Origin of the sequence: Nodosilinea sp. LEGE 07298 (assembly GCF_015207265.1) — a bacterium.
Lineage (GTDB): Bacteria > Cyanobacteriota > Cyanobacteriia > Phormidesmidales > Phormidesmidaceae > Nodosilinea.
This window is the reverse complement of the sequence record NZ_JADEXE010000051.1, coordinates 1-16,864: the sequence shown is the minus strand read 5'-3', so window position 1 is coordinate 16,864 and position 16,864 is coordinate 1. Positions and strand designations below refer to the sequence as shown.

The following is a 16,864-nucleotide window of genomic DNA, read 5'->3' as shown; positions in this document are numbered from 1 at the left end:
ATAAAAGCCGTTGTTTCCTACACAGTCTGCTCCTGGAGAACCTGATTTTCTTGACGTAGATAGGCCTGAATAAAAGCTTCTAGATCCCCGGACATAACGTCGTCAATCGCGGTGGTTTCAACTCCGGTGCGCAGGTCTTTGACCAGCTGGTAGGGGTGAAATACATAGTTGCGAATCTGGGCACCCCAGCTGGCTTCCACCATATCGCCGCGAATTTCGGCGATCGCCTGGGCCTGCTGTTCTTGGGCAATAATCAGCAGCTTGGCCTTGAGGATGATCATCGCCTTTTCGCGGTTTTGCAGCTGCGATCGCTCCTGGGTGCAGCGGACCGAAATCCCGGTCGGTAAGTGGGTAATGCGCACCGCCGTCTCCACCTTGTTGACGTTCTGGCCGCCCGCCCCGCCCGATCGCGAGGTTTTAATCTCCAGGTCTTTCTCAGGAATATCCAGCTCAATATTCTGATCGAGAATCGGCATGATCTCTACTCCGGCAAAGCTGGTCTGGCGCTTGCCGTTGGCGTTAAAGGGCGAAATCCGCACCAGGCGGTGGGTGCCCTTTTCTGACTTCAGGTAGCCGTAGGCGTAGCGGCCAGTAATCTCTAGCGTGGCCGACTTTAGCCCGGCCTCCTCTCCCTCTGACAGTTCCACCAGGTGCACCTGATAGCCCTGGCGCTCGGCCCAGCGGGTATACATGCGCAGCAGCATCTCGCCCCAGTCTTGGGCATCGGTGCCGCCTGCGCCCGCGTTGATGGTGAGCACCGCGCCTTTTTTGTCGTAGGGGCCAGCCAGTAGCTGCTGCAGCTCCCACTGGTCGAGTTCTTGCGTCAGGCGGGTAACGGTGCCCTGAGCCTCCTGAAAGAGGGATTCGTCATTATCCTCCTGTAGCAGTTCGAAGATAGCGGCGGTGTCATCAAGGTTAGCCTGCCAGGCGGTTAGCTGGGCGAGGTTAGCCTTATAGTCGCTCAGCTCTTGGAGGGCGTCTTGGGCTTTGCTCTGGTCATCCCAAAAGTCGGGCTGGGCAGCGACTTGCTCTAAGTCTTGAATTTTCGCTTCAAGGGCAGGAATGTCAAAGATAGTCCTGGGTTTTACCCAGGCGATCGGTGAGCGTTTCAAGCTCGCGCTTGAGGTCGGTAGTGTCTAGCATGGTGTGCCGTGGTTAACTCGAAAACTCACTATAGCGAATCTTGAGGTGGGCAAATAGCCCGCCGCAGTTTTTCACGATTTAGCTACCGAGCAAGGCTTGAACCTGTTGAATTAAGGTTGGATTACCCACCTCCTGGGCAATGCTAAGCCCGGTTTCGAGATAGTCCTGGGCCAGGGCCGTCTGCCCAAGCTCAAGTGCTACTCGACCTGCGTTGACCAGGGCCGCGACTTCAGCGGCCCGATTGAACCCGACGGCCAGGGTATCGATCTGCTGCTGGTAGTACTCAAGGGCAACAGCCGAATTGTTGTCGTCTACCGCAGCCGCGCCGAGTTCTGCGTAGATTAGGCCCAAAAAGGCGGCGGTTTGCTGAATTTGATTAGGTTCGTTGCTTTCTAAGTAAGCCGCCAGCGCCGGTTCAAGCAGGGCAGCGGCAGCGACTAAATTCCCCTGGTTATAGCGTAGGGCAGCTGTTTGACGCTGCAATTCTGCCTGCTGAAGAGGGTTTTGGGCCAGCTGCACAGGCGCTACCTCGGCAGGAACCACAACGGCGGCAGGGCTAGCCGCCTGGGCTGGCCCTGCCACCGCCAGCATGATGAACGAAAAACCGACTGCGATCGCGGCACCATCATTGACCATCAGCGACAAACTCAACCCAGCATCTATATAGATAATAGCCCTGACGTTCATGCTAGCTCCAGCAGTCAGTCTCTAGAGGTCAACAAAGCCCAGAGCGCGTAGAAACTGATAAGCCAATCAGGAGTCGGTATTGCCCTCGGGCAACGTTTTGACGGTCAGCGTTCACCTAAACGGCCTGCGCCTGGGCCGGGTGCTTGCCCTCACAAAACTCCTCCACCATTTTGCTGTTGAAAGCAGGCAGATCGCCAGGGTTACGGCTGGTTACTAAGCCTTGATCGACGACCACCGCTTGATCAACCCAGGTGGCACCAGCATTGCTCAGGTCGGTCTTCAAAGAAGGCCAGGACGTTACCGTGCGCCCCTTAACAACATCAGCTTCAATCAGGGTCCAGGGGCCGTGGCAAATGGAGGCAACAGGTTTGCTGGCGGCAAAGAACGCCTTCACAAACTGAACGGCTTGATGGTTAGTTCTCAGCTGGTCAGGATTTAATGCCCCACCCGGCAATACTAGAGCGTCATAATCGCTGGCGTTGGCCTGGTCAAGGGTACGATCAACCGATACTTTGTCGCCTTTATCGTAGTGATTCCAGCCTTGAATCGAGTCTCCGTGGGGGGCGACAACATGCACCTGGGCACCGGCTTGCTCTAGTGCCTGCTTAGGCTCGGTTAATTCAACTTGCTCAAATCCATCGGTGGCTAAGATCGCCACCTTGCGGTTTTTAAGGTCTTGAACCATGCTAATTCTCCTTGAATATCGGTTTTAGATGTTCGTTGCTCGTAGCCAAAGCTTGCCTTTCATCGTGGCTTTGAAACCAGGGTCTTAAGCCGTTATGGGGGCACTCAAGCGGGCCGCTATCGGGTTAGCCATCGGGCAAATCAGGCGCAGCCATACGTCCACCTTGAGGCCCCAGGCTAAAGCTTTAAGGCTGAGAGCTACTTTTTAGTTTAGGCAACCAAGCTGAGGGCAACGTCTAGCCCTGGGTGGAAGTTACTCAAGCCGTGGTAGCGCCCCTTATCAACATGGCGAGGATAGATCGTTTATATAAGAGTATATAAGAGCATGGGTGTCGTCAGGCCAGAGGCTTTATATCACGTTGGCAGGCTATATCCACCCACTGGACGAGGCTATAACCGCTTAAAAATAGCTACGCTGAACTGACTCTAACAACTACCAAACGTTAGGCGATCGCTGCGAAAGTCGATCTGGCTTTCCAATTTCTTTTTTGTGGTAGTCATTTCGCTGCACAGCTCGGTTTGCAAACTCTGTAACAATCCCTATTGGTAATCGTTCCCTTCGAGTTCGTTCAGGGGGCGTATCGGGCACGTTTTTGCAGATATTCCACGTTGGCGAAGCCTGCAAAAAGGCTTACGATTTTGCTCAAATAGCATAGTTATAGGGACGCTTGCTCCTATAACTTCCATTAAATGTTTGAGCCCAGCTTTGCCTCTGTTTTCATCGGTTTTAGGGTTACTTTCAACGTTCAGCTATCAACCACTTTGTCATGCAAATTCCATTAGATATTACGTACCGCGATATCGAGAAAACCCCTGCTCTAGAGGAGCTGATTCGCTCTAAAGCGGCCAAACTCGAAGATGTGTGTGACCACATCATGGGGTGCCACATTGCGGTTGAACGCGCCCATACTCACCCCAGTCACGGGTCACCCTATCGGGTGCGGCTCGATTTGACTGTACCCCCAGGCCACGAAATTGCGGTGGCCAAAAATCCAGGTGAGGGGGTGCAGTACGACCCTCTAGAAACCGTTATTCGGGATGTTTTTGACGCGGCCCGTCGTCAGCTCAAAGAGCTGACCGAAAAGCAGCAAAATCACACCAAGAGCCACCCCGAACAGGCTGTCGGTGGTATTGTTAGCAAGTTGTTTCCCTCCCAGGGCTACGGCTTTTTGAAAACCCTAGACGGTCAAGAAGTCTATTTTCACAGCAACAGCGTTTTGCATGACGACTTCAGCCGTTTAACCGTGGGTACTGGCGTTCAGTACTTCCTTTCAGAGGGCATAGACGGGCCTCAGGCCAGTACAGTAAGACTGGTTGATAAGCCCGGCATTCGCCCACCCGAAGATCGTTCTGACTCAACCCCGATTGAGGAACCCCAGGGCTGGGGATATCAACAGAACTAGTGGTTTGTCGACAGCAAAACCTTGCACATGCCGTTGGTCTTTGAGTTGCCCCCATTGACTCAATTAGTCTTGCAGTTGACGATACAGGCGGGGTGTTTCCATGATGCTAGCTTTGAGTTGGGAAATTCAAGCCTCTCAAGAAACGCCCCGCTCAACCCAACCTAGCTCATTTGAGAGTCCTTACTCAGCAATCCTTTCAGAACTTTTCTACGTTATTAAGCCATACACCTAAAACTCTGCCGATTTATCGGTGTATTTTCGTGAAAATTATGTCACGTTTCTATTTAAACTCCAAATATTTTGAATCCGTGTATGACGTGCCTTAGAAATTCTCTCTTCTCAGGCAACTGATCGCGAGTAACTGGGAGCCCCCCCAAAGCTATGGATCAGCTTGGCCCGCAGATACACGGCCTGCCCCGGCTGAATGCCCAGATCGCGATACTGCTCTCGGTTAATGTGGGCGGTAATGGCATGGCCATCGTCGAGAGTCAGCTCAACGCGAATGGTCCAGCCCAGGTGAATGATGTGGTTCACCGTTGCCGCCACGCTGCCATTGTCATGAGTGGTGAAAATTTCAATATCGTGGGGTCGCAAAAACACCTCACCATGGGCCGGGGCATCGCGGTGGAGCGACTTCCAGGTGTTGTCAGGCGACAGCACGTTAACCGCACCAATAAAACTCATCACAAAGGGAGTAGCGGGGTTTTCGTAGATTTCAGCCGAAGAACCGACCTGCTCAACCCGGCCATGGCTCATCACCACAATCTCATCGGAGAGTTCCATCGCCTCTTCCTGGTCGTGGGTGACAAAGACCGTGGTGACATGCACCTCGTCGTGGAGGCGACGCAACCAGTCGCGCAGGTCTTTGCGCACCTTGGCATCGAGGGCACCAAAAGGTTCATCGAGCAGCAAAACCTGGGGCTCGATCGCCAGCGCCCGAGCCAGGGCCACCCGCTGGCGCTGCCCGCCAGATAGTTGAGCAGGGTAGCGATCGCCCAACCCATTTAGCTGCACCAAATCCAGCAGGGTATCGACCCGGTGCCTGATGCGGTCTTTTGGCCACTTTTGCAGCTCCAGGGCAAAGGCAATATTGCGCCGCACCGTCAGGTGCTTAAACAACGCATAGTGCTGAAACACAAAGCCCACATTGCGATCTTGCACAGCTTTGGTGGTGGCATCTTGGGCCGAAATATAGATTCTGCCCGTGTCGGGCTGCTCCAAACCGGCAATTACCCGCAGCAGAGTAGACTTGCCCGACCCCGATGGCCCCAGCAGCGCCACCAGCGAACCGCTCTTGATGTCGAGGTTAATTGGCTCTAGAGCCTGAAACTCTCCAAACCGCTTAGATACGTTTTCGACTCTAATTCCCACAGGTAATCTCCAAAACTCTACGGTGCGCCCCAGGGGGTGCTCATTCAATTCAGCCAGACATACGCGTCAGCCAATGCGCTGTGCGGCTGCCGCATACAAGGGAGCCACAGCGATGTGGAACAAACCTACCTTACCCACGCCTCAATTGCAAGACACTCGAAATTAAACCATGAATGAGATTCAAAAAAAGTTGATATTGATTTCAAATGAATTCAAATTCAGTTTGAAAATTCTGTGATACAGTCCATAAACGTAATCCTCGATAACCCCATCGAGATACCGGAGATTCTTTGGAGAGCTACCCATGACATCACCTCAACGCTATGTTTCGCGGCGATCGGCAGGTTTATTTGTGGCTGGGCTCGGACTGGCAGGCACCCTAGCCGCCTGCGGTAGCACCACCTCAACCCCAGAGGTCGGCACGGGCGACTCGACTACCGCCGCCGCTGGCCCCGTAGAGCTCACCCTGGTCTCCTACGCGGTTACCCAGGCGGCCTACGAGCAGATCATTCCGCAGTTTGCTGAGCAGTGGCAGGCCGAAACTGGCCAGGAGGTTACCTTTAACCAGAGCTACGGCGGCTCTGGCTCCCAAACTCGGGCCGTCCTCGATGGTCTGGAGGCCGATGTGGTTGCCCTAGCCTTGGCGCTAGATACGCAAAAGCTTGAGGAAGGCGGACTGATTGAGCCGGGATGGGAGCAAGAGGCTCCCAACGGCGCGATCATACATAAGTCTGTGGCGGCACTCATTCTGCGCGACGGCAACCCCAAAAACGTTCAGGGTTGGGAAGATCTGGCCCGCGACGACGTATCTGTAGTCACCGCTAACCCCAAGACTTCCGGTGGTGCTCGCTGGAACTTTTTGGCTCTGTGGGGTCTAAAGACCCAAACCGGTCAAGCTGACGTCACAGCCCTAGACTTTGTCACCAAAGTGTTTAGCAACGTGCCCGTATTGCCTAAAGATGCCCGCGAAGCCACCGATGTGTTCTACACCCGTGGCCAGGGCGATGTGCTGATTAACTATGAAAATGAGGTGCTGCTGGCGGCCCAAAACGGCGAAGAGCAGCCCTTCATCATCCCCGATGTGAATATTTCTATCGACAACCCGATCGCGGTGGTCGATGCCAACGTGGATAAGCGCGGCACCCGCGAGGTGGCCGAGGCTTTTGTGGCGTTTCTGTTTACCCCCGAGGCCCAGCGAGAGTTTGCCAAGGTAGGCTTTCGTCCGGTAGACCCCAGCGTGGCTGAAGAATTTGCCGATCAATATCCCAAGGTTGACACCCTCTTTACCGTGGCTGACCTAGACGGCTGGGATGCGGTGCAGGATAAATTTTTCGCGGATGGGGCAATTTTTGACCAAATTCAGGCCAAGACCGGCAAATAGGTCAATGCAGCAGGCTTAAGCGTTGGAACGTTCTAACGTTGGAACGTTCTAACTCTCGAACGTTTTCACCTCTCCCTTTTTTCTATAACCCATGACTTCGTCCCAACCGTCTTCATCCCCAGGAGTTTGGCAGTCAATTCTCCATGCCTCCTGGCCCTGGCGAGTGACCTGGCTCTATCTCACCCTGTTTTTGTTTTTGCCGATTGCGGCGCTGATTCTCAAGGCCGTTACCCTTAACCCAGCGGAAATCTGGCGCATTGCCACTGACCCAGTGGCGATCGCAACCTACAACGTCACTTTTTTTACGGCACTAATAGCGGGCATTATCAACGGTTTTGCCGGGCTGGTTATCGCCTGGGTGCTGGTGCGCTACGAGTTTCCGGGTAAGCGATTTCTCGATGCCATCATCGACCTACCCTTTGCGCTGCCGACGGCGGTGGCCGGTTTAACCCTATCCACCATCTACAGCACCAACGGCTGGATTGGCGGGTTTCTGGAGCCCTTTGGCATCAAGGTCTCGTTTACCCGTTTGGGGGTGCTGGTGGCCATGATCTTTATCTCTCTGCCCTTTGTGGTGCGTACGGTACAGCCGGTGCTGCAAGCCTTGGAAGCGGAAGCGGAAGAGGCCGCTTGGTCGATGGGGGCGTCTCCGTGGCAAACCTTTTGGCGGGTGATTTTGCCGCCGCTAATGCCCGCCATTCTCACCGGGGTGGCGATGGGCTTTTCGCGGGCGGTGGGCGAATACGGCTCGGTGGTGATTATCGCGGGCAATATTCCCTTTCAAGATTTAATTGCGCCAGTGCTGATTATTCAGCGTTTGGAGCAGTTTGACTACGCTGGAGCGACGGTAATTGGCTCGGTGCTGCTGCTGATTTCTCTGGCGGTGTTGCTGGTGATTAACCTGATTCAAGCTCGTGGGAGGCGCTTTTATGGCTGATTCGTCTTTAAAGCAGCCGGTTGCCGCTGCACCCAAGCTTCGGGGGGCAACATCAGAGTTTCAGTGGGGTAAGTGGCTGCTGGTGGCCTTTGTCTTTGGCTACCTGGCGCTAATTTTGCTGGTGCCAGCCCTCAACGTGTTTATTCAAGCCTTCAAGGCGGGTCTGCCTGGGCTAGTCGATACGTTTACCAGCAAGTTCTTTTTAAATGCGGTCAAGCTGACGGTGATTGTCACGGCAATTACAGTACCTCTGAATACGGTGTTTGGGCTGTGTGCGGCGATCGCTCTGGCCAACAAAAATTTTCCGGGCCGTTCTCTGCTGATCAGCATTATCGACCTGCCTTTCTCGATCTCGCCCGTTGTTGCAGGTTTGATGCTGGTGCTGCTGTTTGGCAACCGGGGCTGGTTTGGGCCATTGCTCGACGCTAACGGCATCAAGATCATCTTTGCGCTGCCGGGCATTGTCATGGCCACTATTTTTGTCACCATGCCCTTTATCGCCCGCGAGGTGCTGCCCGCTCTCGAAGAAGCTGGCACCCAGCAAGAAGAGGCCGCCGCTACCTTAGGGGCAACCCCCTGGCAAACCTTTTGGCGCGTGACGCTGCCATCGATTAAGTGGAGTTTGCTCTACGGCCTAATTTTGTGTAATGCGCGGGCCATGGGGGAGTTTGGGGCGGTGGCTGTGGTGTCGGGCAACATTGTGGGTAAAACCCAAACCCTGCCCCTGTTTATTGAAGAAGCCCACATTCAATACAACACCCAGGCGGCCTACACCGCCGCCCTGCTGCTCGCCGGTTTGGCGGTGGTTACCCTGGTGGTTAAGTATCTGCTAGAGCGCAGGGCTGGCATTCAGCACAGAGGTCATTAAGCATTAAGCATTAAGGAGGTTTGTTATGGCGTCTATCTCTCCCGACTATGGCCTTGAGGCGCTGCACCTCAAAGACCCCGAAAGCCTGGTGCAAACCCAGGTCAAAATCCGCATTCCCAAGGCGCGACACCCTGACCCAGTGATTTCTAACCTGATCAACCGCTATGGCCTCAAGGTGAACATCCTTGGTGCTCTGCTGGGGGCCAACGGCCAGGAAGATGGCTGGTTTGATCTGGCGATCGAGGGACGCGCCGCCACTATTTACGAAGCACTGTTGGATCTGGTGGAATTGGAGGCTGATCTCTGGATCTCTGCCCGACCCTGAGCCGCAGCAACCCTTGATCGACTTGAGCGATCGCCCCTCTCCCGACATACTGCGGCTGCTGGCGATCGGTTCTCCCCCAGTCGTCAACGGCTGTGTAATCACCCTCTATCGCCTCGGCTATGCCCGCCCCGAAGAATGGTCAAGGCCGTTGCCTACCGTAAACCCCAACGAAGTCATGCGCATACTAACCAAACGCATGGCCCTATCTGAGCACGAGCGAGAATAGTCGAGGTATAGCCTGTAATAGCCAGAAGATCCCCGGTTTCTTTAAGAAACCGGGGATCTATTCCTTCAAAACCTGCTCAAGCGGGCTTAAAGTCGATAGTTAGCCCCACAGCGCTGAGTACAGTCATAAAGGTTTCAAGGGTGGGGTTTTCTCCCTCCGCCAATACTCGTTGCAAAGGTTTACTAGGGGCATCAACGCTGATCTCTTGCGTGACCTGATTAGCTTCAACAACATTTCTCAGTGCCAGCACAAAAGCTTCTCTGTCTCCGTCTTTCAGCGCCTCGTCTAAAGCTGTCTTTAGGTAAAGGGCTGCATAGTCTGGGTTAGCTAACCTCACCAGCAAGTCAGCTCGATAGTCTTTCACTGGCATTGTTCAACCCTCCTTCTGTTCATCCTGATACGTTGCCCAGAGCCGTTGCGCTGTCTGAATGTCTTTATTCTGACCTTTCTTATCGCCGCCGACCAGCAACAGCACAACTCGCCTGCCTGCTAAACCTTAGTAGTCAAGACCGTTGCCCACCGTAAACCCCAACGAAGTCATGCGAATACTAACCAAACGCATGACCCTGTTAGAGCAAGAGCGAATTTAGTTGAGGTATAGCCTGTAAAAACCAGAAGATCCCTGGGTTCTTCAAGAACCCAGGGATCTTACTCTATAGAGTCACTGTCTAGCGCTCGGTGAGCTTGGTCAACAGCGTGTTCGATCGCTCCACATAGGCCTTCATGCCGTCGGCATCAAACCCCTTTTGGGCCATCAGCGCCGTGTCGTAGACCTGGTTGCAGATCATCGTCGCCATATCGCCCGCCGGAGAGCTGCCGCCGTCGGCCCCGATAATCGTGCTCTGGCTCAGGCCCAGCAGGTTTTGAATCAGCGGGTGGGCCGTGTTCACCATCAGCACGTGGTCGTCGGGGAACTGCATCTCCTGCTGCTGAATCATCGCCATGGTTTCCTGCATGCGGCGGGCTTCTTCGGGCACTAGCACCATCGCCGGGGGCGCGCCTTCGCCTTTGAGCGCCTGGGGTTTGACGTTGACGCGAGGCTTGCCGATCGCCTTTTCGAACATCTCCTTAACTTCGTCATCGCGGGTTTTGTTGGTGGCGGGGTCAACGATTTCGCTCTGCTTTTCTTTGTCGAGCAGGGTGTCATCGAGATCCGCATCCACGCGGGTAAATTTAACCTCTGAATATTCCCGCTCCAGGGTGGGGATGAAGTGAGTGTCGATGAACGAATCCATGAACAGCAGCTCCAGGCCCTGGCTCTTGAACAGCTGAATGTAGGTGGCCTGGGAGACTTCGTCGGTGGCGTAGAAAACCCGATTTTCGTGCTTTTCCTTATTGCGCTCCAGGTACTCTTGCAGGGTGGTGTAGAAGTTGCCCTTGGCGTCGGTGGCGGGCTTAGCGGACTCAGAGACATCTGACCAGGCGTCGCCCTCGTCGGTTTGCACTTCAACTTTGGGGGCCTCTTCAGCGTTGCCTAGCTGGGCGGTAGTGCGGAAGATCAGGATGTCTTTGACTTGTTCTTTAAACTTGTCGTCGTTGAGCGAGCCAAACTTGACGAAGTTGCCCAGGTCTTGCCAGCTGGCGATGTACTTGGGGCGGTCATCCCGGTAGAGGGCTTTGAGGCTATCGCCCACTTTTTTGGCGATGTAGTCGGCAATGCGGCGGACCGTGCGATCGCCCTGCAAGAAGCTTCGGCTCACGTTGAGCGGAATGTCAGTGCTATCAATCACGCCGCGCAGGGGCAGCAAGAATCGGGGCACCACTTCCTCGCAGTTATCGGTGACAAACACCTGGTTGCAGTAGAGCTTAATGCTGCTCTTGGTGATGTCGATATCGGGCTTGAGCTTGGGGAAGTAGAGAATACCGTTGACCACAAAGGGGTAGTCGGTATTGAGGTGAATCCACAGCAGCGGGTCTTCCTGGAAGGGGTAGAGGTAGCGGTAAAACTCCAGGTAGTCGTCGTCGGTGAGGCTGCTGGGCGACTGCTTCCAGGGGGCTTCGTGCTTGTTGACCACCTCGCCGTCGATCTTGATCGGCACCGGCATGAAGTCGCAGTAGGTTTTGATCAGCTGCCGAATCCGGGCGGGCTCCAGGTATTCTTCTTCGCCCTCCATCAGCGTCAGGGTGATGGTGGTGCCGACGCTGCTGCGCTCCGAGGCGCTCAGTTCGAACTGGGTGCTGCCGTCGCAGCTCCAGTGAACGGCTTCAGCTCCCTCTTTGTAGGAGAGGGTGTCGATTTCAACGGTGGAAGCCACCATGAATGAGGAGTAAAAGCCCAGGCCAAAGTGGCCAATGATGGGATCTTCGGCGGCGCTGTCTTTGTACTTGGTAATAAATTCTTCGGCGCTGGAAAAGGCCACCTGGTTGATGTACTGCTTCACCTCGTCGGCGGTCATGCCGATACCGGTGTCGGAGACGCTGAGGGTTTTCTTATCTTTGTCGATCTTGATTTCAATTTCGGGGCTGCCAACGTCGCCGGAGTATTCTCCAGAGCGAGCCACCATGGAGAGCTTTTTGATCGCGTCTACGGCATTGGAGACCAGCTCGCGCAGAAAGATCTCGTGCTCAGAGTAGAGCGCTTTTTTGATGATCGGAAAAATATTCTCGGTATGAATCGAGATATTGCCCTGTTCCAGAATCGTCGTCATAGCGGTGCGGTAGTGGTTCGGATAATGGTTCTCTTATCAGCAATTTTTGACGCTGATGGCGAAATTCACAAGCGGCAATTTCTCGACTGAGAGGTTCGGTTGACCCTACTGATAGATGCCAGAGAGTGTCTGAAGTAACAGCAAGCACCCCAAAAAATTGTTATCTGTACCTGGGACAGATAGCAATTTTACGCACACATGGTGGCGTATCGTATTCCAGTATCTTCACTGGTCGCCGATCGCCAGCATCAGCATCTCACCTTTTTCGTCAAACCAGACCTCTACCGAAAAAAGTTCATGAGTCATCCCAAGCAAATGTCGCCCATCAAGTCGCCTCCAACAGTATGGCCTGTCCATGTTTGGCGAGCCTTAAAGCGACACTTTTCCTGGGTTGGGCTGGGGCTAGTCGCCCTACTGCTATTTAACATTGCACCGCCTGCCTGGAGCCAAGAGGCTGCTCCTACTGGGGTAGACGTTGTTTTTGCGCCTATTGTCAACGTGATGTCGCTGCTGCTCTTTTTTAAAATTGGCGGCGAGAATGGGTTTCCGTTTATTGTGCTGTGGCTGTTTGTGGCGGCGCTGTTTTTTACCTTTCGCATGGGGTTCATTAACCTGCGCGGGTTTAAGCACGCCATCGAAGTGGTGCAGGGTAAGTACGACGACCCCCACGACGAGGGTGAGGTATCGCACTTCCAGGCGCTGGCTACCGCTGTCTCGGGCACGGTGGGGCTGGGCAATATTGCCGGGGTAGCGATCGCCATTCAGCTAGGCGGCCCTGGCGCAATGGTGTGGCTTACCCTGGCCGGGTTTTGCGGCATGGTGACCAAGTTTGTCGAGTGCTCTCTAGCCGTTAAGTATCGCCGTATCGAAAACGACGGCACCGTACTGGGTGGGCCTATGTACTACCTAACCCGAGGGCTAGCGCCCAAGGGTATGCGTCCTCTTGGGCAGGGGTTGGCGGTTTTATTTTGCATTCTGTGTCTGGGCGGTAGCCTGGGCGGAGCCAACATGTTTCAGTCGAACCAGGCCTATGCGGCTATCTCTAGCCTGATTCCGGGGCTGCCCGCCTGGGTGTTTGGCCTAATTTTGGCCTCTTTGGCCGGGTTTGTGATTATTGGCGGCATCCAGCGGATTGGGGCGGTGGCCGAGAAACTGGTGCCCGCTATGGCCGCGATCTACGCCATTGCCTGTCTGTTTGTGATTGTGGTGAATATTGGCCAGGTTCCTGCTGCCGTTGGCACTATCATCAGCGAAGCCTTTGCGCCTACCGCAGCCGTCGGCGGCATTGTTGGGGTGATGGTGCAGGGGATTCGGCGTAGTTCCTTCTCCAACGAAGCTGGAGTCGGGTCTGCGGCCATTGCTCACTCTGCGGCGCGCACCGATGAGCACATTTGCGAGGGTATTGTCGCCCTGCTAGAGCCCTTCATCGATACCATCGTCATTTGCAACATGACCGCGATCGCGATCGTGCTGACCGGCGTGTACCAAGATACGGGTGCCGAACTAAGCGGCGTGGCCATGACCGCCAACGCTTTTGGATCGGTAATCGGCTGGTTCCCCATCGTGCTTAGCGTTGCGGTTTGTCTGTTTGCCTTTTCCACCATTATTTCCTGGAGCTACTACGGCATTCAGGCCTGGGCCTACTTGTTTGGCGAGCGCACCACCATTGTTTTCAAGTTTATCTACGTGTTCTGCACCTTCTTGGGTACTCTCACTAGCCTGGGGCTGATTATCGACTTCAGCGACCTGATGCTGCTGGGCATGGCCTTCCCCAACCTAATTGGCTGCTACATTCTCTCCAACGAGATTGCCAAAGACCTCAAAGACTACTGGCAACGGCTGACCTCAGGGGAAATGCAGACCTACAGCCCAGTGGCGGTTGGTTCCTCTGACAACACTTAGCGATCCTAAAAATTGGCCTAAAATACCTTGAGTACCTCAATGTTCTCTGTGATTTATTTCTGTGCGCTTTTTGAATGAATCGAGACTGAGTGAATCAGTGAAAACATGAATCACTGAGAACTTACGGAGCAGGACTTTGCCTGAGCGCGGTCCTGCTCTATTTTTATGATAAATCGCCGTCGCAGGCTGGGGGGAGTGGCCTGGTAGTCGCCGTACAGCTTGCAAAACCGCCAAAAACTTTTGACGTTAGCCCAGGGTTGGCGGTTGGCCACAACGGGGTCTAGTGCATCTGAGGTATGACATATAGAAAGCCAAAGCATATTTGCCTCCGGTATTAGGGCTGCTATTTTTCGCTGTCTGTAGCAATCCTAAAGTGCCCTAGCGTAGACAACAAAAGATACCCTCGATGGCATCTATGCAAAAATACGATGCAAAAACACGATAGTTCCATCGACTTAAGTCAATGGAACTATCCTTTTCCTGATTGACTGACAAAACTCTCGAAACCTTGATTCCGCCGTAGGTTGGGTTTCGTGACCTCAAACCAACCGACGGGGCAAACTTTTGTCAGTCAATCAGGCCAACTAGCGTACTTGATATCCCCGTCTCTCGCTTACCCCTTGGCTGTAGGGGCAGCAATCTCTGAATTAAAAGGACGGCTGCCATGGGTTGAAGCGAAGGCCTTATTCTTTGCGCAAAACTAAAACGGGACAGCGCGCAAACCGCACCACTCGCTCCGCTACAGACCCCAGAAAAAACCTGGCCATGCCCGTTCGTCCTCGCGAGGAAATGACGATCAGATCGATCGCATTTCCCTCGGCATAATCAATAATTTCAGAACTGGGATTGCCAATTTCTACGACAAATTTGATCCGTTCGTAAGCTGCCCCAGCAAATTTTTCATGAAATAGGGCTTTAATATGATCAATGCGAGTTTGATCATCTACAGTTTGCCAAACCATACCCGGTTGAGTTGGCTCTAGTGGCGAGAGAACATGAATAACATGAACAGTAGTGGCATCTCCAAAAAATGTGAGAGCTTCATTGAGGGCCTGACTAGCCTCTTCAGAAAAATCAATGGGAACTAGAACGTTATCGCTAGTAAATAAAGTCATAGGGCGATCCTCTTACGGCTGTACAACAGAGCTATTGGCGTTAATACGGATTCTAGACTCCCTTAAGTTACATTTGGCAACAGATTTTCTAGCGCTAAGGCTGAAAAAACGGGCTGATGGCCACAGTTTAAAACGAACCAGGATATTGTCTTGTGTCATCTGTTTCGGTTTATCAACAAAGTTTTTGTAACCATTGGGTAACCACCTGTTTTGAAATCGGCAGCGGTGCGGCCTGGGTACTGTCATTCGAGCTACGCTTAAGGGCTGTAACTACTGCCAGAAAAGGAGTTTCAGTCGTTAATCAGCGGTTTTATCCAGCTATCGACTGTAAACCTCAGGTCTGCAAATGAGTGCTATTGAATCAAGATTTAAACTTTAGGTGATACCGCCACTAGCTGCGCTTGGACCAGCTAGCGGCGCGAATGTTTTGCGCCGCTAGGTCTACGGTTTCGGCGATGCGGCGCTGGCGAGTTTCAGCCCGCTTGGCGCTGGCTATCCACTCCAAAATGCCGCGCTTTGCCGATCGTGGAAACGCTTCAAAATTTGCCTTTGCCAAATCATTGTCCGCTAGCGCCGCCGCCAGATCTATCGGTATCTCCAGCCGCTCAATCGCATCGAGCTTTTCCCACGATCTGTCCTGCTTTGCCGCCTCAATTTTGGCCAGCCCAGCGGGCATCATCAGCCCCGCCGCCGTCATGGCCTCAATGCGTTTTTTATTCAGCGCTGACCAGCCGGTGCCCGGCTGGCGGGGAGCAAACCACAGCATCGTGCGATCGTCATCAAGCTTATTGGGCTTGCTGTCAATCCAGCCAAAGCAGAGCGCTTCTTCGACTACATCGTTGTAGGCAACGTAGGGTTTGTCAGGCAATTTTTTGTAGGTAATCAGCCAGATTCCCTCGGTGCGGGTGTAATTTGCAGCCAACCACCTGCGCCACTCAAACCGGCTCTCAACCTGAACAGAATTTTCGGGTAGTGCAGCAACCATAGCAGCAAAGGACAATCAGATTCTCCCTATTCTAAGGCCACATTTTAGGGCCACATTCTAGGGCCACCGTTTTCTAAAGCTGCCGCCCCCGCTTATTCCCAACCACTCACCTGCCCAGCCATTCATCTACTCACCGCCCCCCACGCTCCGCCATGCTGATGCGATCGCCCAATTGCCGAATCGTCTGCGCCAGGTCTAAATCTCGCTTCAGCAGCTTCTCAATTTTGGTGTAGCTGTAGAGCACGGTGGTGTGGTCTTTGCCACCAAAGGCATCGCCAATTTTGGGCAGGCTGAGACCGGTGTGCCTCCGCATTAGGTACATACCCACCTGGCGGGCCTGACTAATCTCGCGCCGCCGGGAAGCGCCCTTGAGATCGTCTACAGAAACGCCAAAGTGCTCGGCGACGGCGGCCACCACGGCACCGGGAGACGCTTCAATCTTATCGACGGGCGGGTTGAGCACCGTCATCAAGTGCTCGACGGTCATGGGCAGGCCCGAAATCGACGTGTAGGCGATCGCGCGAATTAGCGCCCCCTCCAGCTCGCGAATATTGGAGGTGTAGCTGGCGGCAATATATTCGATCGCCTCGCGGGGAATCTGCACCTGCTCGTACTCCGCCTTCTTTTGCAGAATGGCAATCCGGGTTTCGTAGTCGGGGGACTGAATATCGGCAATCAGCCCCATAGAAAAGCGCGAGATCAACCGGTCTTGCAGGCGCAAAATCTGGTTGGGAGGGCGATCTGAGGCCAGCACAATCTGCTTGCCCGCCTCATGCAGCGTATTGAAGGTGTGGAAGAACTCCTCCTGGGTGTACTCCTTGCCCTCAATAAACTGAATGTCGTCCACTAGCAGAATATCCACATCCCGATAGTGGGATCGAAAGTGCTGCATGCTGTCTCGGCGAATGGCGGTAATCAGGTCGTTGGTGAACTGTTCAGTAGAGACATAGGCCACCCGCGCCTGGGGGGCGATTTCCTGGCGGTAGTGACCAATCGACTGCATCAGGTGAGTTTTGCCCAGCCCCACCCCGCCGCACAAAAATAGCGGGTTAAACTCGCGCCCCGGAGCTTCGGCTACCGCTAGCGCCGCCGCGTGGGCCATTCGGTTGTTGGCCCCCACGACAAAGCGCGAAAACACCGCCTTGGGGTTGAGGGAGTTGTAGTTTTCCTGAGTTGGGGTCGGCAGATC

The 16,864-nt window shown here is 54.0% G+C and carries 16 protein-coding genes; 7 read left to right on the top strand and 9 right to left on the bottom strand.

The annotated features are described in order from the left end of the window. Window positions 1–17: 17 nt before the first annotated feature. The 3 genes from prfB to IQ273_RS09585 all read right to left on the bottom strand — a co-directional run bounded on the left by prfB (window position 18) and on the right by IQ273_RS09585 (window position 2,515). A protein-coding gene (prfB, locus tag IQ273_RS09595) for a peptide chain release factor 2 (protein WP_194022950.1) occupies window positions 18–1,143 on the bottom strand; the annotation gives its coding sequence in 2 pieces (ribosomal slippage) (window positions 18–1,067 and window positions 1,069–1,143; 1,125 coding nt in all). A 78-nt stretch (window positions 1,144–1,221) separates the two neighbouring features. After that, on the bottom strand, window positions 1,222–1,830 hold the full coding sequence (locus IQ273_RS09590) for a hypothetical protein (RefSeq protein WP_194022949.1): 609 nt from the start codon (window positions 1,828–1,830) through the stop codon (window positions 1,222–1,224). Window positions 1,831–1,945: 115 nt separating this feature from the next. Continuing rightward, on the bottom strand, window positions 1,946–2,515 hold the full coding sequence (locus IQ273_RS09585; RefSeq protein WP_194022948.1) for a type 1 glutamine amidotransferase domain-containing protein: 570 nt from the start codon (window positions 2,513–2,515) through the stop codon (window positions 1,946–1,948). A 766-nt stretch (window positions 2,516–3,281) separates the two neighbouring features. On the opposite strand from IQ273_RS09585, the gene IQ273_RS09580 reads away from it, so the two are divergent. Beyond that, window positions 3,282–3,917 (top strand): HPF/RaiA family ribosome-associated protein, encoded by a 636-nt coding sequence (locus IQ273_RS09580; RefSeq protein ID WP_194022947.1) that lies wholly within the window; start codon window positions 3,282–3,284, stop codon window positions 3,915–3,917. Between the two features lie 339 nt (window positions 3,918–4,256). Here the strand turns inward: IQ273_RS09580 and IQ273_RS09575 are convergent, their stop codons facing one another. Next, window positions 4,257–5,288 (bottom strand): TOBE-like domain-containing protein, encoded by a 1,032-nt coding sequence (locus IQ273_RS09575; RefSeq protein ID WP_194022946.1) that lies wholly within the window; start codon window positions 5,286–5,288, stop codon window positions 4,257–4,259. A gap of 304 nt (window positions 5,289–5,592) precedes the next feature. Between IQ273_RS09575 and IQ273_RS09570 the strand changes: the two genes are divergently transcribed. The 5 genes from IQ273_RS09570 to IQ273_RS09550 all read left to right on the top strand — a co-directional run bounded on the left by IQ273_RS09570 (window position 5,593) and on the right by IQ273_RS09550 (window position 9,025). Continuing rightward, on the top strand, window positions 5,593–6,669 hold the full coding sequence (locus tag IQ273_RS09570) for a sulfate ABC transporter substrate-binding protein (RefSeq protein ID WP_194022945.1): 1,077 nt from the start codon (window positions 5,593–5,595) through the stop codon (window positions 6,667–6,669). Between the two features lie 91 nt (window positions 6,670–6,760). After that, window positions 6,761–7,606: a sulfate ABC transporter permease subunit CysT gene (cysT, locus tag IQ273_RS09565; RefSeq protein ID WP_194022944.1), complete on the top strand. Its 846-nt coding sequence runs from the start codon at window positions 6,761–6,763 to the stop codon at window positions 7,604–7,606. Then, complete coding sequence (cysW, locus tag IQ273_RS09560) at window positions 7,599–8,474, top strand: sulfate ABC transporter permease subunit CysW (protein ID WP_194022943.1); 876 nt, start codon at window positions 7,599–7,601, stop codon at window positions 8,472–8,474. The genes cysT and cysW overlap by 8 nt, the downstream gene beginning before the upstream one ends. Window positions 8,475–8,499: 25 nt before the next feature. Further along, complete coding sequence (locus IQ273_RS09555) at window positions 8,500–8,799, top strand: NIL domain-containing protein (protein WP_194022942.1); 300 nt, start codon at window positions 8,500–8,502, stop codon at window positions 8,797–8,799. A gap of 13 nt (window positions 8,800–8,812) precedes the next feature. Continuing rightward, window positions 8,813–9,025 (top strand): hypothetical protein, encoded by a 213-nt coding sequence (locus tag IQ273_RS09550; protein WP_194022941.1) that lies wholly within the window; start codon window positions 8,813–8,815, stop codon window positions 9,023–9,025. A 76-nt stretch (window positions 9,026–9,101) separates the two neighbouring features. Here the strand turns inward: IQ273_RS09550 and IQ273_RS09545 are convergent, their stop codons facing one another. Together IQ273_RS09545 and htpG are read right to left on the bottom strand one after the other, a co-directional pair. Further along, window positions 9,102–9,395, bottom strand: a complete 294-nt coding sequence (locus IQ273_RS09545) for a DNA-binding protein (protein WP_194022940.1) — start codon at window positions 9,393–9,395, stop codon at window positions 9,102–9,104. 298 nt (window positions 9,396–9,693) lie between these two features. Next, window positions 9,694–11,673 (bottom strand): molecular chaperone HtpG, encoded by a 1,980-nt coding sequence (htpG, locus tag IQ273_RS09540; RefSeq protein WP_194022939.1) that lies wholly within the window; start codon window positions 11,671–11,673, stop codon window positions 9,694–9,696. Between the two features lie 297 nt (window positions 11,674–11,970). On the opposite strand from htpG, the gene IQ273_RS09535 reads away from it, so the two are divergent. Next, complete coding sequence (locus IQ273_RS09535; protein WP_228052659.1) at window positions 11,971–13,575, top strand: sodium:alanine symporter family protein; 1,605 nt, start codon at window positions 11,971–11,973, stop codon at window positions 13,573–13,575. 683 nt (window positions 13,576–14,258) lie between these two features. On the opposite strand, the gene IQ273_RS09530 is transcribed toward IQ273_RS09535, so the two are convergent. The 3 genes from IQ273_RS09530 to dnaA form a co-directional block, all read right to left on the bottom strand. After that, window positions 14,259–14,690 carry a universal stress protein gene (locus IQ273_RS09530; RefSeq protein ID WP_194022938.1) on the bottom strand — a complete coding sequence of 144 codons (432 nt, stop codon included), beginning with the start codon at window positions 14,688–14,690 and terminating at the stop codon, window positions 14,259–14,261. 391 nt (window positions 14,691–15,081) lie between these two features. Then, window positions 15,082–15,675 carry a YdeI family protein gene (locus tag IQ273_RS09525; RefSeq protein WP_194022937.1) on the bottom strand — a complete coding sequence of 198 codons (594 nt, stop codon included), beginning with the start codon at window positions 15,673–15,675 and terminating at the stop codon, window positions 15,082–15,084. Between the two features lie 130 nt (window positions 15,676–15,805). Then, on the bottom strand, window positions 15,806–16,864 hold a 1,059-nt coding region (gene dnaA / locus IQ273_RS09520), incomplete at its 5' end, for a chromosomal replication initiator protein DnaA (protein ID WP_194022936.1).

Coding starts and splice junctions, on each gene's coding strand:
- IQ273_RS09590 (WP_194022949.1), bottom strand. CDS start 1,830: ATGAACGTCAGGGCTATTATCTATATAGATGCTGGGTTGAGTTTGTCG.
- IQ273_RS09585 (WP_194022948.1), bottom strand. CDS start 2,515: ATGGTTCAAGACCTTAAAAACCGCAAGGTGGCGATCTTAGCCACCGAT.
- IQ273_RS09580 (WP_194022947.1), top strand. CDS start 3,282: ATGCAAATTCCATTAGATATTACGTACCGCGATATCGAGAAAACCCCT.
- IQ273_RS09570 (WP_194022945.1), top strand. CDS start 5,593: ATGACATCACCTCAACGCTATGTTTCGCGGCGATCGGCAGGTTTATTT.
- cysT (WP_194022944.1), top strand. CDS start 6,761: ATGACTTCGTCCCAACCGTCTTCATCCCCAGGAGTTTGGCAGTCAATT.
- cysW (WP_194022943.1), top strand. CDS start 7,599: ATGGCTGATTCGTCTTTAAAGCAGCCGGTTGCCGCTGCACCCAAGCTT.
- IQ273_RS09555 (WP_194022942.1), top strand. CDS start 8,500: ATGGCGTCTATCTCTCCCGACTATGGCCTTGAGGCGCTGCACCTCAAA.
- IQ273_RS09545 (WP_194022940.1), bottom strand. CDS start 9,395: ATGCCAGTGAAAGACTATCGAGCTGACTTGCTGGTGAGGTTAGCTAAC.
- htpG (WP_194022939.1), bottom strand. CDS start 11,673: ATGACGACGATTCTGGAACAGGGCAATATCTCGATTCATACCGAGAAT.
- IQ273_RS09535 (WP_228052659.1), top strand. CDS start 11,971: ATGAGTCATCCCAAGCAAATGTCGCCCATCAAGTCGCCTCCAACAGTA.
- IQ273_RS09530 (WP_194022938.1), bottom strand. CDS start 14,690: ATGACTTTATTTACTAGCGATAACGTTCTAGTTCCCATTGATTTTTCT.
- IQ273_RS09525 (WP_194022937.1), bottom strand. CDS start 15,675: ATGGTTGCTGCACTACCCGAAAATTCTGTTCAGGTTGAGAGCCGGTTT.